Here is a 15,626-nt window from a genome sequence, read left to right on the forward strand (position 1 = left end):
CTAAAATGCAAATGGCCAAAGTTCTCGGCACAGTTGTCAGTACCCAAAAAGAGCCGACACTGAGAGGATCGAAATTTCTACTGCTGCAATTCATCGATGAGGAAGGTTCGCCAGTTCCCGGCTATGAGGTAGCCGCTGACTGTGTGGGTGCTGGTATAGATGAATGGGTTTTAGTAACCCGAGGCAGCGCAGCCCGGATCGCGCCCGGGAGCGAAAACCGTCCGATCGATGCTCTGGTAGTAGGCATTATAGATACTGTCAATGTAGAAAACCGCCTCATTTACAGTAAAAAAGACGACCCATACGGCTAGTTGCAACCGTTAGCAGTTAGCAGTTAGTGGAAAAATAACTAACAACTAACAACTAACAACTAACAACTAACAACTAACAACTAACAAAAAGATTTTTCAGCTTAGGAGAACTTAATTTATGGCAGTCCGCAACGTTGCGGCTCCCCCGACGCCTTGGTCGAAAAACTTGGCTGAGCCCAAAATTCACGATACCGCCTTCGTACATTCCTTTTCTAACATTATTGGGGATGTGCATATCGGTTCTAATGTGATGATTGCCCCGGGGACATCTATCCGCGCCGATGAAGGCACTCCTTTTTATATCGGACAAGGAAGCAACATTCAAGACGGAGTAGTGATTCACGGCCTAGAACAAGGCCGAGTCACAGGAGACGACGGCAAATCCTATTCTGTGTGGGTGGGGAAAAATACTTCCCTCACCCACATGAGTTTAATTCACGGCCCTGCCTACGTGGGCGAGGATAGCTTTATCGGCTTTCGCTCTACGGTGTTCAATGCCAGAGTGGGCAAAGGCTGCATTGTGATGATGCACGTACTAATTAAAGATGTGGAGATTCCCCCGGGTAAGTACGTACCTTCGGGAGCCATCATCACTAATCAGAAGCAAGCCGATCGCTTGCCTGACGTTCAAGATTCTGACGTTCAATTTGCGACCCATGTCATCGGCATCAATGACGCTCTGAGAACGGGTTATCGCTGCGCTGAGAACATCGCCTGTCTAGCACCAATTCGCAACGAGAAAAGTACAAACCCAAATATGACTCAAACCCCATATTCTACCCATGCCGGCACCCAATTGAGTTCTTCTCTAGCCGATAGCATCCGCAATTTACTAGCTCAAGGATACAGCGTAGGAGCTGAACACGCCGACGCACGCCGCTTCCGTACCGGTTCTTGGCGTACTTGCGGCCCGATTTCCTCAACCCGCGAGTCAGAAGTAATCGCGGCTTTGTCAGCTTGCATGGCTGAACACCAAGGAGAATACGTCCGCTTGATCGGGATTGACACCAAAGCCAAGCGCCGCGTACTAGAAGAAATCGTCCAAAGACCGGGAGAAAACGGCTCTAACGGTTCTAACGGTGCGAAAACTCACCAATCTAACGGTAAAGTTGCACAAGGTTCCAACCACAATAGCGGTTCCGTATCAAGCGGAAAATTGAGTGCCGAAACAGTGGCTCAGGTTCGCGGCTTGCTAGCTCAAGGCTACAAGGTGGGGACGGAACACGCCGACGCGCGCCGCTTCCGCACCGGTTCTTGGCAAAGCGGGGCTTCGCTGCAAGTCAGAAACGAATCTGAGGCGATCGCCGCTTTGGAAGCTGTTATGAACGAGTACACGGGCGAATACGTGCGCTTGATCGGGATTGACCCGAAAGCTAAGCGACGCATAGTTGAAGAAATTATTCAGCGTCCCGACGGCCCGGTTGGTCAATCGGCTCAGCCGGCCGCAACATCTAAGTCGGCAGCAACATCGGGATACAAAGCAGCTTCGACTGGTTCGGCGAGCAGCGGAAGTTTGACCGGCAAGACGATCGACCAAATCCGCAACCTGCTTTCCCAAGGCTACAAAATTGGCACGGAACACGCCGACGCGCGCCGTTTCCGCACCGGTTCTTGGAGCAGTTGCGCGCCGATCGCATCCAACCGCGAATCTGAAGTGATTTCTGCCCTCGAAAGCTGTCTCAAAGAACACAGCGGCGAGTACGTCCGCTTGCTTGGCATCGACTCCAAGGCGAAGCGCCGGGTACTCGAAGAAATTATCCAACGACCTTAATTTGCCTGGTAATTAGCTTGTTTCTCCCGTTTAGCCCTGGCACAGGGGCCAACGGGAGAAACCCCAGCGGATTGAAGTTGGATTTGAGATAGTTAAAAAGCTCGATTGGGAAATGTTGGTCAAAATCTAGAATCTTCTGAAAGTTTCTATAAAACGTTAAAGCATCAAGCTTCTCAGTATTAGTAAATTATCGTTTCTTAGATTGACATGGTTAAATTTATCAGTCGAGAAAACCCATAATTTAAAGTCCTTTTATCGAAAAAAATAGCTCCTTTCATGGTGAAGTCGAATGTATTTATCGCCACTGCAATTAAGTAGCAACTCTCAGATTTTGATGAGTGGCGATGTAGTTGTGAATGAGGGTGCGGCGATCGCCCCGGGAGCAATCCTGCAAGCAGCTCCGGGCAGCCGGATCTCGATCGCCGCCGGTGCCTGTATCGGTATGGGAGTTATCCTTCACGCCCGTGAAGGTACTCTGGAAATCGCGGCGGGCGCTATTCTAGGTGCAGGAGTTCTGGTGGTAGGTGCGGGAACGATCGGGGAAAATGCCTGTATTGGCGCCGGGACGACCCTAATCAATCCTTGTATCGACAAAATGCAAATTATGGCAGCAGGTTCTCTAATCGGAGATACCAGCCGCCAAGCCGCCGCAGAAGCAACCGCAACAGCGCCAACAGCAGCGCCAACATCACCAGAAACCCCCGAAGCCCCTACGCCACCAGTCGATCGACCGATCGAGCCGATCGAGCCACCACAACCCACCCAAACACCGCCTCAAACTCCGCCGGAGACTGCCCCAGAGCCGCCGGAATCCACCGCCGCAGAGCCACCCCAACCAGGGGAAATGCCAACTATTCTGTACGGTCAAGCTCACATCAATCGGCTGTTGGGGACGCTGTTTCCGCATCGGCAAGCTTTTAATCGATCGGAGGAAAACGGCCAAACTCTATCGGGCGGTTCCGGGTAGCCGTCATTTCGGCAAAAGGCAGCTATGCTGAAGGCAGAAAGATCAAATATAAATAGGTAATCTCATATTATTGGTAGCTCAGCAATTTGTAAGACCTTGCAGCAGCAATCTGTGTCTTGTAGCTCGTGCAGTCTGTCTTCTCATCTGAGAAACTATAAACTATCAACAAATTTTTATTTTGGGAAGTTTCTAAGGGTAATAGAAGATGGACGGACAAACGGATCGTAACAGTCACGAAGAACGATCGCAGCGCCAGGAATACTTCAAAGACACTGCTTTGGGTTTGGTATCCACCAAGAGTTTTCCGGCAATTGTGGGGACTGCTGACATGATGCTGAAGTCGGCAGGAGTGATTTTAGTAGGATACGAAAAAATTGGTTCCGGTCACTGTACCGCGATCGTCCGGGGCAGAATTTCCGATGTGCGTTTGGCTGTGGAAGCTGGAGCTCAAACTGCCGAACAGTTCGGGCAGTTTGTTTCTAAGTTGGTGATTCCTAGACCTTTGGCTAATTTGGAAGTGGTTTTGCCGATCGGCTTTCGGCTGACTGAACTTTCGGAAAAAGGCAGTTATTCTCGGCTTAGCAATCAGGCGATCGGTTTGCTCGAAACCCGGGGATTTCCGGCAATGGTCGGCGCTTGCGACGCTATGCTCAAATCTGCAGACGTACACTTGGCAGCTTACGAGAAAATTGGCGCCGGTTTGTGCACGGCAATTATTCGCGGTGCAGTTGCAGATGTAGCAGTAGCCGTAGAAGCCGGGATGTACGAAGCTGAGCGAATTGGCGAGTTGAACGCGGTGATGGTAATTCCGAGACCTTTGGAAGATTTGGAACAAACTTTACCGCTGGCGAGTTGCTGGATCGAGCAGCGTAAACCTGTGATGATGCCCGTCTCGGTCAAGGAAAAGGAACAAGAATTGATCGAACTTCCAGATTTGGAGAAATTGACTGTTTATGTGGAAGAGGAAATCAATCGGTAATTGGTAATCGGTAATTGGTAATTGTTGGGCTGTATGTTACTGAATAGAGCTAGTAAGGTGCTTGTGGTATCATACATATAGAGTTTCTGAACAAATCATGACATTGTTTGCAACTCTTGGTGATATTAAATAGCGGACAATATCATGCACTTTAAGTTTTCACCAAGCATCCTCAACCGTCTGGGGGAGGAACTGATTCCTAACCCGGATCAAGGTATTATCGAGTTAGTTAAGAATGCTTATGATGCTGATGCTACAAAATGCACGGTAGAGCTTATCAATACTAACAATACAGGTGGTTCCATAATTATTTCAGATAACGGCACTGGTATGGATACCGATGCCATTAGTGAAGGATGGTTGGTACTGGGACGGTCAAAAAAAGCAGCCCGCGAACCTACACAGTTGGGCCGTCTGCCTGTTGGGGATAAAGGGTTAGGCAGGCTAGCAGCTCTGCGGCAAGGTTCTCAAGTTAACCTCATAACCAGACCAAAAAATGAGCCTGGAGTTGAGTACACTCTCACAATTAACTGGGATGTTTTTGCAGAGGCTGATGTTGTAGAGGATGTCTCTTTTGATACTCAAAAAAATCTCACTCAGAAACCTCACGGAACTGACATTATAATTCACAAAGTAAAAATGCAGTTGGGAAGAGCTGAGATTAAAAGACTGGCAAGAGAACTTTTACTTTTAGCCGATCCATTTGACAATACTGTCGCTTTCCGTCCTCGGCTGATAGCTCCGGGATTTGCGGATATTGAAAAAAAAGTAAACGAGGCTTACTTTGAGGCGGCTGAATATCATTTGAAAGCTAGCTTGAACGCGGAGGGAACTGTTGAAGCAAGGCTGTTAGACTGGAAAGGAGATTTACTTTTTTGCGCCGATCATGAAAATATTTCTGGAAATCCCTCTAAAGAACCCTACAGAAGTGTGGCAGCGGAATTAGAGATGTGGGTTTTTTTGCTAAATCCTCAAAATTTTTCAGCCAAAAAAGTTTCTTCCGCAGAAGTCAGAAGTTGGCTGAGTGAGGTAGGAGGTGTTCATCTTTACCACCGAGGTTTGCGGGTAAAGCCTTACGGCGATCGCACCGATGATTGGCTGAATATCAATTTAGCACGGGCTAGGAACCCTGAGGTGCGTCCTTCCACCAGCACGGTTATTGGCCGAGTAATTGCGATCGATCCTGATGACTTGCTTATTCAAAAAACAGATCGGCTCGGCTTCATAGAAAATGAAGCTTTTTTGGATCTGAGACGCTTTGCTGTCGATGTGTTGGAATGGATGGCTAAAGAGAGGCTGAAAGAAACAGAAAAGAAACGAGAGGAAATCAAGCAAGAATCTAGTCAAGATGTTGAGGATGTCAAAATACGTCTTGAACAGGTGATAGAAGAAGAAATACCGCAAGAAAATCGTGCAAAAGTGCGCCAAGTAGTTAAACAGTATGAAACAGCAAAAGAGCGAGAAATAAAAGCATTGCGCGACGATCTTCAGCTTTATCGCAGTTTGGCTACAGCGGGAACAACGGCAGCAGTTTTTGCACACGAATCTAGTAAACCTGTCACTCTAATCCAGAAATTAGCTCAGAGAATAGAAAGTAAAGGAAAACAACTACTGAGTGACGAGGCATATACAGAGTCTCTGAAAGAACCTGTAGAAATGCTTTATCGAGCCAGTAGTTCTTGGAAGCGTTTTGCTAATTTTCCGCTGCATTTATTAAAACGAGAAAAGCGTCGCTCTGGTGTGATAGATGTCCACAGTGTTATTGACGATACAGTTGAACTGTTCCAACCTTTTTTTGAAGAATCTAAAATAGAAATAAAAACAATAAAAGTTAATCAAATACCCCACATCAGGGGCAGCATTGCTCTGGTAGAAGCCATTCTGACAAATCTGCTGACAAATACTATTAATGCTTTCCAGGTTGAGGGCGCACGCAATCAAGGACGGCAAATAATTATCAGCACTGAAATTTTAGGGAATAACGTGCGGCTAAAAGTCTTAGATAATGGTTTGGGAATCAAGGATATTGAACTAGATGAAATTTGGTTGCCCGGTATCACGACTACACCTGGTGGTACAGGTTTTGGCTTGACAATTGTCAAAGATTCTGTTAAAGATATGAGAGGGAAAGTACGCGCGATATCGAATGGCGAATTGGGAGGAGCTGAGTTTGCTGTAGAATTACCGCTTTCTGGGAGTTAACTGTAATGATTGCACAAATTTTACTTAAGAAAATAGCAATAGTTGATGATGAACAAGACTTAGCTAAGGTGACTGGGTGGGATGTAGAGGAGGCGGGTTTTGAATCTTTTATAGTCGATGACTTTTTCAGAGAAGTCGATGTACTTGCATCGTATATTGAGAAAAATGCTCAAGGTGCCTTGTGCGACCATCGCTTGGCTAATTATGGGCGGACTAATTTTTCTGGAGCGACATTAGTAGCCGAATTGTACGATCGAAAAATTCCATCTATTCTCATCACTCAGTACACTGCAATAGATGCCAATGTCTCTATTAGAAAGTCGCGGCGCAAAATTCCCGTGCTTTTGAGTCGGGATGAAGCCAATGCTGCGACTATAAAACAAGGAATTAAAAACTGTGTTTTAGAACTTAGGGGTCAAGTCCCCAGTAACAGAAAACCTCATAGAACGCTAGTAAGAATCACCAATACTGATACAGAATCTGGGGAAGATGTTCTAGATGCAATAGTTCCTGGTTGGAATCCCCATGAGGCTGTTCGTTTTCCGGCTGTGCTTATTCCCGAAGAAATTCGACAGGACGCCCTAAAAGGAGGTGTCCGTTTATTTGCTCATGTTAATATAGGAGCTGATAAATCTGAGGATCTTTATTTTGAGAAATTCCAGTTAGCACCTGAGCTTGATGATAATGATGAGCTTACCTGAACTTATAATTTTAGATGTTGGTCATGGAAATTGTGCTATTTTGCGAGATACAAATGGCGTAATAATTATTGACTGTCCGCAGGGCGTTACTTTGATAGAAACACTGGAAAATCTATCTATTAAAGAAATTTCACACATTTTAATTTCCCATGCTGATGCTGACCACATTGCAGGGATAATTAACCTACTTTCAAATGAAACAATAAAAATTAACAAGGTACATTTAAACCCAGATTTATGCAGAGAAACTGAAACTTGGAATGACTTACTTATTGCTTTAAAAGATGCACGACTACGTTTAGGTACAGTAGTTTCAACTGAACTGACAACAACAAAAACAGGTCAGTTGAATGTGGGTCAAGTTCTGGTAGAAATTCTTGCCCCAACTCCTGAATTAGCTCTGGTTGGTGGGGTAGGTAGAAGTGTGGACGAGCGTCGGTTGAATCCAAACTCGACATCGGCTGTTGTTGGTCTGGTTCACGATTCTCATAGGGTGGCTATATTAGGTGCTGATATTGACCAAGTTGGATTAGATCAACTTCTAAAGGAAAGAAGTGATTTGAAAGCTGACATCTTGGTTTTTCCACATCATGGAGGTAAACCGGGCGGTGCAGATGGCAAAGCATTTGCTCAGCAGTTGTGCGATTTAGTCAAACCAAATCTAGTAGTATTTTCGATCGGTCGGGGGCGATTTGACAACCCCCGCGAAGAGATAGTAGAAGGTGTAGTTTCTTCTGTGCCAATGGCTCATATTTTATGTACTCAACTATCAAAAAAATGTGCGGACAGCGTTCCTGATTTAGAGCCTACACACTTAAATGCTCTGCCTGCTAGGGGGCGCGCAAGCAACAGTTGTTGTGGAGGAACTGTATCAATCAAGATTGCAGGCAACAAAACGACTTATGCTGCCGGCATTGCTGCACACCAACAATTTATCATCGATCGAGTTTCTAATCCACTATGTGGGCGTTTTAGAGTTTGATTTTGGTTATTCATAGCGAGTCTGTTAAAAATATCTAAAGTTTACACTTAGAAAATAAGGGCAGCAATTGATACCAAGTTGTACTATCGCTTCGATCACAGCCCGAGAATGGGAAACAGGGGCTCGACTAAAATCCGACTTTTTACTGAAAATCAAGATTGTCAATAATCGAACTGGTAAAGTAAATCAAGCCGACGTAGTGACGGTCTCCTGAAGCTCGAAGAGCTGTTAAAATGAACCTAAAATCCTGGTTCCCGTAGATAGGCTACAATCAATTTGAGGGTAATCTAATAACGGGTGGCAAAAAAAGAGAAGTTTAACCGGTGTTCAACGAAAAACTGACTGCCAAGAAATCAACCCCCAGAATCAAGCAATCCTGAAAGTTGACCTATGAACCTCAAACAATTTTACAAGCGCGGTTTGCACAGCGCCAAGAAAGGAAACTATGAAGCAGCACTTGAGGACTTCGATCAGATACTGCAAGTCAATCCCGCCGATGCCAAAGCCTACAACAATCGCGGCTTAGTTTACTATTACATGAAAGACTACCAAAAGGCGATCGCAGACCTCAGCCAAGCCCTAGATATCAATCCTAATTTCTTCGAGGCTTACTTGAATCGAGGCAATGCTTGGCGTCATCTCGGAGAACACGAAAAAGCCATTGAAGATCTCAACTGCGCTTTAGCAAATAAGCCTAACAGCCACGCTATCTACAACAACCGGGGACTTGTACTTGCTAATTTAGGAAATTACGAAGAAGCAATAGAAGACTACAATCGAGCTCTATCTATCAATTCCCACAATTATAAAACCTATTACAACCGGGGGCGCGCTTACTACCTTTTGGGAGAAAAAGAGGCAGCAACGGAAAACTTTAACGAAACGCTGCGGTTGAATCCTAAATATATCAAAGCTTACATAAATCGAGGTCTCTGTTACCACCAATTAGGAGACAATACGCAGGCGATCGCCGATTACAACACTGCACTCGGCATCGATCCACAAAATGTTTATGCCTATTATAACAGAGGTTGTGTTCGCTATAAATTAAAACAAATGCAGCTTGCAATTGAAGACTTTGACAAAGCAGTAAAACTCGATCCGAACTATGTTAAAGCTTATCTCAACCGGGGTTTAGCGCTGTATAAACTTGGAGATGTTACCGCAGCAAATAGAGATTTTTACCATGTAATGTGCATTAATGCTGAAGCTTATTTATACTACCAGGCCCAGCGGTGCACGCCTGATATTAATTCATACTTCAAGGAAGCGCCACAGGTAGAACTTAATAATGGTGCCGAATACTACAACACAACCTTAAATACGATGTCAACTTCCTTAAGTTCCGCAGCATTAAACGCGGTCTGGAATCAAGAAGATTTGGAGAACCGAGACTCGATTATCTGTGAAAGTGAATTTATCAATAATTGAATTAGTCAGTAATCAGGGTTCTTCCGTACTTAATGGGCTAAAATGTTACAATAATATCCAATTTTAGCACACTAAGTACGGAAGAACCATAAACATTAACTGAAACTATTCCATTATCTACTTTTCCTACACTTCCCAGATATTGTGTAGCTACATAGTCAGTTTTCCCCCCTTTTTTTTATTTATCTCCTGTTTCATTAATTACTAGGGTAATTTTCTTGCCCTTTAATTATTTGAGAATTTTTATTAATCTTTTTGGCTTCATTTCAATTACCGACCCAGGTGATTTGGTAATAAAATGATGCAACCAATGTGCAGATTTTATTGCTACTACTTTACCTATTGAGGGTAAGGGTTTTCTTTCGAGGGGTGCAATTATTCCTAAATGTAAATAGTTACAACCTTCATAATTTCTTACTTCTTTAAATATGTCTTTATACTGTGCACAATAGTCCTCTATCACTCTCCTTGTTGATTATGCGTCTCTCGCCAAATGTTTGAGAACTTGTAACCCTACATCCATTGCTAGGCCTCATTTGTAGCGTTTTTATCTTTTCACACTTTTATTTTAATACTCGGAGAGTGACAGAAGAGGGGTAAGGTTGGGTAACGCCATTCAAGATTTTAAGTTCAGCCGTTCTCCGGCAAGGAGAACTTCAATTTCCGTTTAACACTTGAACAATTGAATCAGTAAGTTCCTGAAAGCTTGCTCTCCCAAGCTGCGGGACAGCAGCGAGGGCTAAGTTCTCTTCTATATGTTTTGGCGCTTTCATCCCTACAAGGGCACTCAAGAGGCCAGGGGCGCTGCGGGTATATTGGAGCGCCCGCTGGCAGTCTGTCCGCAAGCGATCGCCAAAGGCAGAAGCAATCTTTTCTGGGATCTGACCAATAACCTGCGCTTCACAGATCGACCTACTGGCGATCGCGGAAATGCCTAAGCGATCTGCAGCTTCCAATACTGAGACTTGTTCTCCTTTGATGGTTTGAGTTGGGGTTAGCACCGCTTCCGGCATCCCCATATTCAAAGGAAGCTGGATAAACCGAAACCGATCCTCTCTGTTCCCAGCTACTTCCCGAGCAATGGACTTCGCGCGCGCCAGATCGATGTGGTTCCTTTCAGTTGGAGGTACGCGGAAAGCATTCCAAGTTGCCAGACCGTAATTGGCAATTTTCCCAGCTAAAACTGCCTTTTCAAATACCTCAAAAACCTCTCGCAACCGATGGTAAAAAGTATCGGGTTCCACTTTAGAAAGTAGCTTTTCTGGATTGTGAAGGTAGTAGACATCGATTGTCTCGATGCCGAGGTTGGCGAGGCTCCTATTAAGCTGATCTTGAATGTATTCTGGGTGGATACAGTAACGCTCCGCAGCCAAATCTGCCATGCTGACAGTAGAGTTGTTTGGCTCGACGTACTGCTGATAAAACCACTCTACATGGTTTGGAGTTGGATGCGGAACAACGCCGCCTTTCGTGCAGATAATTAGTTCATCTCTTGAGGCTTCTCCCGATTCCAGGAGACGCCGGATAGCCTTTCCGACACTCCGCTCTCCGTACTGGTAGCGGTAGTTAATTGCTGAGTCAATTAGGTTGGTACCCCGCCGAACCGATTCAACTACAGCGGACGCCACAAGAGTGTCAGTATACTCATCTGGTTCGCCAAGGTAAGTGCCAATTCCAATCGAGCTGGCAACGAGCGAACCAGTTTCTCGGAAGTGATCGGCTGCACAGTTTTTGTTGTGCCGTTCCCTGTAACGCCGCGTTCCTTCTGCGGTAGCTCTGCCTGCGATCGCATTACTATTTTCTAAGCTAACACTCATTAAGTTTAAGCCCTCCTTCATTGAAAATCCTCAAATACAGCGAAGTAGAAGCGCGAGCGCTCGCGCCTCTACATTTTTAGACCAGATGTTTGGGAGCCTCGATTAACTGGCGATCGACGAGATAAGAAAAATAAGTCCGAAACAAACTCGCATCCGCTTGCGGGCAGATAATATTTGTTCCAGAAAGCCCCTTCAACGCATTCTGGCAATCGAATTTCAGCGTCGCAGATTTAGGCATTTCTGCTTCCGAAACTTTTTCGGAAAAAAGACCGACAAGCGGATACAACGCATTTTCTGGAGAAGATCCAGCGCGATTGATTACTTCTGCTTGCCAAGTCTCAGAAGAAACTCGTTTGATTGGATAACCCATTGAGCCAATCCAGCCCACCAATTCACTCATTTGAAAGGACTGAGTGTTGACTAAATGAAAAGTCTTTCCGAGCAATTCTTTTTGGCTCGAAAGATGAACGATCGCTCGGCTCACATAGTCAACAGGCGCTACGTTCATCACCTTATCGTCATCGGGCGCACATCCAAGTTGCACGCAACCAGCGATTAACCTGTACAGTAAGTCACTGGGATTGCAAGCCCCTGTTTGGCTGTCCCCAGAAATGCGACCTGGCCTGTAAATGCTAACAGGAATTCCGCGCTCGCGCGCGACCTCTACTAACTTTTCTGCCACCCACTTCGTCTGAGTGTAAGCGCCTTTTAGACCCTCTCCCGGAGTGAGTTCATCCTCCTCTCCCACCACCTTAATCCCAGACTCGGCTATTGCCGAGAAAACGGAAATCGTAGAAATTAAATGGACTGGTTTTAGCTTACTTTGACTCGCCAATCTCAGAACTTCCTGCGTCCCCAAAACGTTAGCGGGTTTGAGAACCGAGTAGGGATAAGTAAACTTGACAAACGCGCCATTGTGGTAAATGACATCAATTTTACTGGCTAAAACTCCGAACTGCTCCTCGGAAAGCCCCAAAAGTGGTTGAGACAAATCTCCAGCAATTGGGATAATTCGCTCGCTGCTGCTTTCATCCCAAATTAAATAGGATTCGAGGCTGCTTTGAATCCGTTTTTTGGCTGATTCTGCATCGGCAGAACGGACTAGGCAATAAATTTCTGCGTGAGTTTGTTGCAAGAGGTCGCGGAGTAAAAAGGCTCCCAAAAAGCCCGTCGCCCCTGTTAAGAGAATGCAAGCTGGTTGAGTTTTTGGCTCGCTCAATGGAGTTGCAGGGCGAATTGCTGGATCTAAAACAACTTCAGCGTTAATATCGAAACTTGTAGTGCGATCGCCCGCAGAATCCGCCCCATGCTTCACCTCAATATTCTTTGCTAAAGCAGCGATGTTAGGCGCTTCAAAGAAACGGCGCAAGGGCAATTCCTTTTGGAAAGAATCTCTTACCTTTGCTAGCAACTGAGTAATCAGTAATGAATGTCCCCCCAAATCAAAGAAATTGTCATAAATTCCCACTTTTTCCAGCCCTAGCAGCTCAGCCCAAATCTCAGCAAGCATTTTCTCAATGGGAGTGCTAGGAGCGACAAAAGTATCTGCTAAATCGGCTCTCGCCGCCTCCGGCGCTGGCAGCGCCCGCCGGTCTATTTTTCCATTAGCCGTGAGGGGCAATGCTTTCAGTACGACAAAAGCAGAAGGAACCATGTAGTCGGGCAGTTTTTCTTTTAAAAATGACCGCACCTCGTTAATAGCGATCGCTGATTCCCTCGCGGGTACAACATAGGCCACTAAGCGCTGATTCCCCGGTTCATTTTCCAGTAGCAAAACCACCGCTTCGCGCACAGCGGAATGTTGAGATAGCGCTGCTTCTATTTCCCCCAATTCAATGCGGAACCCTCGCAGTTTAACTTGGCTGTCGATCCGCCCTAAAAACTCAATATTTCCGTCCGGCAAATACCGAGCCAAATCTCCTGTTTTATAAAGGCGATTTGAAGGTATAGCTAAGGAATCAGAAGGAAGAATGCCTTCGGCATTTCTCAAAGGGTTGATGATGAATTTTTCTGCTGTTAATTGGGGTTGGTTTAGATAGCCGCGAGCTAAAGAAGCACCGCCGATGTATAACTCGCCGGACAGGCCAATGGCAACTGGCTGCAAGTGCGAATCAAGTAAATAAATCTGCGCGTTATTGATAGGGCGACCGAGAGGAACTGTCTCCGAAATGCAATTTCCTCGCTTTTCAATGGGATAAGCCAGCACGCCTACGGTGGCTTCTGTTGGCCCGTAATGGTTGAAGACTGAACAGTCTGGGGCGTATTTCTGAATAGTTTCGAGCAAATTCCAACTTAAGGCCTCGCCGCCAAGGATTAATCGCTTTTTCGGCAAAACCTGCGCTGGATTAGAAGCGGTTAATAAAGCTTTTAGATGGGAGGGAACGATTTTGAGACAGTCAATGGAATGTTGCTGAAAGTAAGCAGCGATCGCCTCTGGATCGGTCGTGCGTTCCTGGGAAATTATGTGAAGGCTTCCTCCGGTACATAAAGCTGGAAAAATTACTGTATTTCCTAAGTCTGCTGCCAAAGTAGAAACGGTTGCGAAACTGGCACCTGATGGCAGGTTTAGCCGTTCCTGAATGCTGTAGAGGTAATTGACGAGCGATCGGTGTTCAATTGCCACTCCCTTTGGCGTGCCAGTGGAACCGGAAGTGTAAATGACATAAGCTAAATTTTCAGGAGAGAGAGGGGGAGAGGGAGAGGGGGAGACAGAGGGAATTTCTGCGTCTAAGCAAACGATTTTTGCCTGAGTTTTTGGCAACTTTTCGATTAGCTGTTGTTGCGTTAATAGCACTGCCACTTCGGCATCCTGCAACATCAAGGCGAGGCGCTCTTTTGGCATGGCCGGATCGAGTGGCAAGTACGCGCCGCCTGCTTTGAGAATGCCTAGAATTCCAGCGATCGCCTCTAAAGAGCGATCGGCGCAAATGCCGACAATCACCTCTGGTTTTATGCCTAATTGTTGCAAGTAATGGGCGATTTGGTTAGCGCGGGCGTTGAGTTCGCTGTAGGTAATTTGCTGATTTTCACAAACAGCAGCTATGCGGTGCGGCGATCGCTCTGCTTGTTCTTCAAATAGCTGGTGAACGCACTTATCGAGCGGGTAATCTGCTTTGGTGCTGTTGAATTCTACTAATAATTGATCTCGGGCGCGATCGCTCAGCATTTCGAGCTTGCCGATTGCGGTTTGTGGGTTGCTGGCTACACTTTGCACCAAGGCGTAAAATTGGTCTGCCAAGCACCGGATACTCTTGTCTGCAAGGAAGATAGGATCGTAGTGAAACTCAGCGGCGAGCGAGTCATTTTGGCGGTGGCAAGAGAGTTTAACTTTGAAGCGATCGCAGCACGCATACTGCTTGTAAATCGAAAAAAATACGCCACTCGCCGAATGCTTTTCGAGCTGTTCCTCAAACTCGAAACCAAATGGAAAGCCGGAAGAGTTGCCTAGATATTCGTGGGAGAAATATTCTTGATACTTGTATGCTTCGCGTTCTTCCTGCTGAATTTGCTGCAAGGTTTCCGCGAAGGAAAAGTTTTCTGTTAGTTGGCCCTGCAGCGGTAAAAATTTGGCAAACAGCCCCAGCGCTGGCTCTAGTTCTTCGTATTTTCGACCGTCGAATGCCACGCCAACAGCGATCTCTGATTGGCCAATCAGCCGCCAGAGCAAAATTTTCCAGCAAGCGAGCAAGAATGTAGAAAGTGAGGTGTTGTACTGGCGGGCGATCGCTTCCACTTGAACCAGCAAAGCTAACTCTAATTTGACCTCAAAAGATTGGGGAGTAAATTGAGCGGGCGCGTTAATTAATCTATTTTCAAACGGCAACCTTAAACTCGCTAGCGCTGAATAATTATGCCCAGTCCAGTATTCTTTGCCCTCCGCCGCTTCCTCATCTTCGAGCAATTCATTTTGCCATTCGGAAAATTGAATGTATTGCACAACTTCATCAGTAATTTCTTCGCCGTGAAGACAGGCGGCATAGCACTGGCTGATTTCTTGAACCAGATTTTTTAGTGTGCGACTATCGGCGCACAGTGCGGGCAAACTAACCAGTAAAATATGCCTCTCAGATGAAAGTGTAATTAAAGACAAGTGCCAAACAGGATTGCGATCGAAGTTGAATAAAACGCTTTTTTCTTGCTGAAAAATCTCTTCGAGTTTTGCTTCTTGCTCCTGGGGATTTACTTCACTTAAGTTAACCCAGTTCCAGGAAACAGAGCTATGTTCGGAGATAACTTGTATAGGAATTTTTAGCCCTGCCTTTCGCTGAAAGCTTGTCCGGATAATTTCGTGGCGATCGCTAACTTTTTCTAAAGCTTTCTTTAGGTTATCAGTTTGAAGACTTCCCTCGATCAAAATAGCGGATTGAATGCGATAAGCAGGGCTGTCTTGCTGCAACAGCCACAGATATTTTTGCTGGGGGGAAATCCGAAATCCATTAATTGTCTGCATTGTTCCTCTTTATCA

At 45.8% G+C, this 15,626-nt stretch carries 10 protein-coding genes; 8 read left to right on the plus strand and 2 right to left on the minus strand.

Annotation, left to right across the window (positions count from 1 at the left end):
- Nucleotides 1-5 precede the first annotated feature (5 nt).
- From D0A34_27590 to D0A34_27625, 8 genes are all read left to right on the plus strand, one after another.
- Entirely contained in the window at nt 6-311 is a 306-nt protein-coding gene (locus tag D0A34_27590) for a carbon dioxide concentrating mechanism protein CcmL (protein ID UNU22092.1), read from the plus strand.
- A 118-nt stretch (nt 312-429) separates the two neighbouring features.
- Nucleotides 430-2,082: a carbon dioxide-concentrating mechanism protein CcmM gene (locus tag D0A34_27595; GenBank protein ID UNU22093.1), complete on the plus strand. Its 1,653-nt coding sequence runs from the start codon at nt 430-432 to the stop codon at nt 2,080-2,082.
- Between the two features lie 289 nt (nt 2,083-2,371).
- Nucleotides 2,372-3,049 (plus strand): carbon dioxide concentrating mechanism protein, encoded by a 678-nt coding sequence (locus tag D0A34_27600; protein ID UNU22094.1) that lies wholly within the window; start codon nt 2,372-2,374, stop codon nt 3,047-3,049.
- A 205-nt stretch (nt 3,050-3,254) separates the two neighbouring features.
- Entirely contained in the window at nt 3,255-4,028 is a 774-nt protein-coding gene (locus D0A34_27605; protein ID UNU22095.1) for a BMC domain-containing protein, read from the plus strand.
- A 144-nt stretch (nt 4,029-4,172) separates the two neighbouring features.
- A complete protein-coding gene (locus D0A34_27610; protein ID UNU22096.1) occupies nt 4,173-6,230 on the plus strand; it encodes an ATP-binding protein in 2,058 nt (685 codons plus the stop codon).
- Nucleotides 6,231-6,235: 5 nt separating this feature from the next.
- Nucleotides 6,236-6,931, plus strand: coding sequence for a hypothetical protein (locus D0A34_27615; GenBank protein UNU22097.1), 696 nt, complete (start codon nt 6,236-6,238; stop codon nt 6,929-6,931).
- On the plus strand, nt 6,918-7,913 hold the full coding sequence (locus tag D0A34_27620; protein ID UNU22098.1) for an MBL fold metallo-hydrolase: 996 nt from the start codon (nt 6,918-6,920) through the stop codon (nt 7,911-7,913). Before D0A34_27615 ends, D0A34_27620 begins: the two co-directional genes overlap by 14 nt.
- Nucleotides 7,914-8,303: 390 nt before the next feature.
- Nucleotides 8,304-9,344: a tetratricopeptide repeat protein gene (locus tag D0A34_27625; GenBank protein UNU22099.1), complete on the plus strand. Its 1,041-nt coding sequence runs from the start codon at nt 8,304-8,306 to the stop codon at nt 9,342-9,344.
- Nucleotides 9,345-10,000: 656 nt separating this feature from the next.
- On the opposite strand, the gene D0A34_27630 is transcribed toward D0A34_27625, so the two are convergent.
- Both D0A34_27630 and D0A34_27635 read right to left on the minus strand, forming a co-directional pair.
- On the minus strand, nt 10,001-11,161 hold the full coding sequence (locus D0A34_27630; protein UNU22100.1) for an aldo/keto reductase: 1,161 nt from the start codon (nt 11,159-11,161) through the stop codon (nt 10,001-10,003).
- Between the two features lie 76 nt (nt 11,162-11,237).
- Nucleotides 11,238-15,611: a non-ribosomal peptide synthetase gene (locus tag D0A34_27635; GenBank protein UNU22101.1), complete on the minus strand. Its 4,374-nt coding sequence runs from the start codon at nt 15,609-15,611 to the stop codon at nt 11,238-11,240.
- Nucleotides 15,612-15,626 lie beyond the last annotated feature (15 nt).

Source organism: Microcoleus vaginatus PCC 9802, from assembly GCA_022701275.1.
Taxonomy (GTDB): Bacteria; Cyanobacteriota; Cyanobacteriia; order Cyanobacteriales; family Microcoleaceae; genus Microcoleus; species Microcoleus vaginatus_A.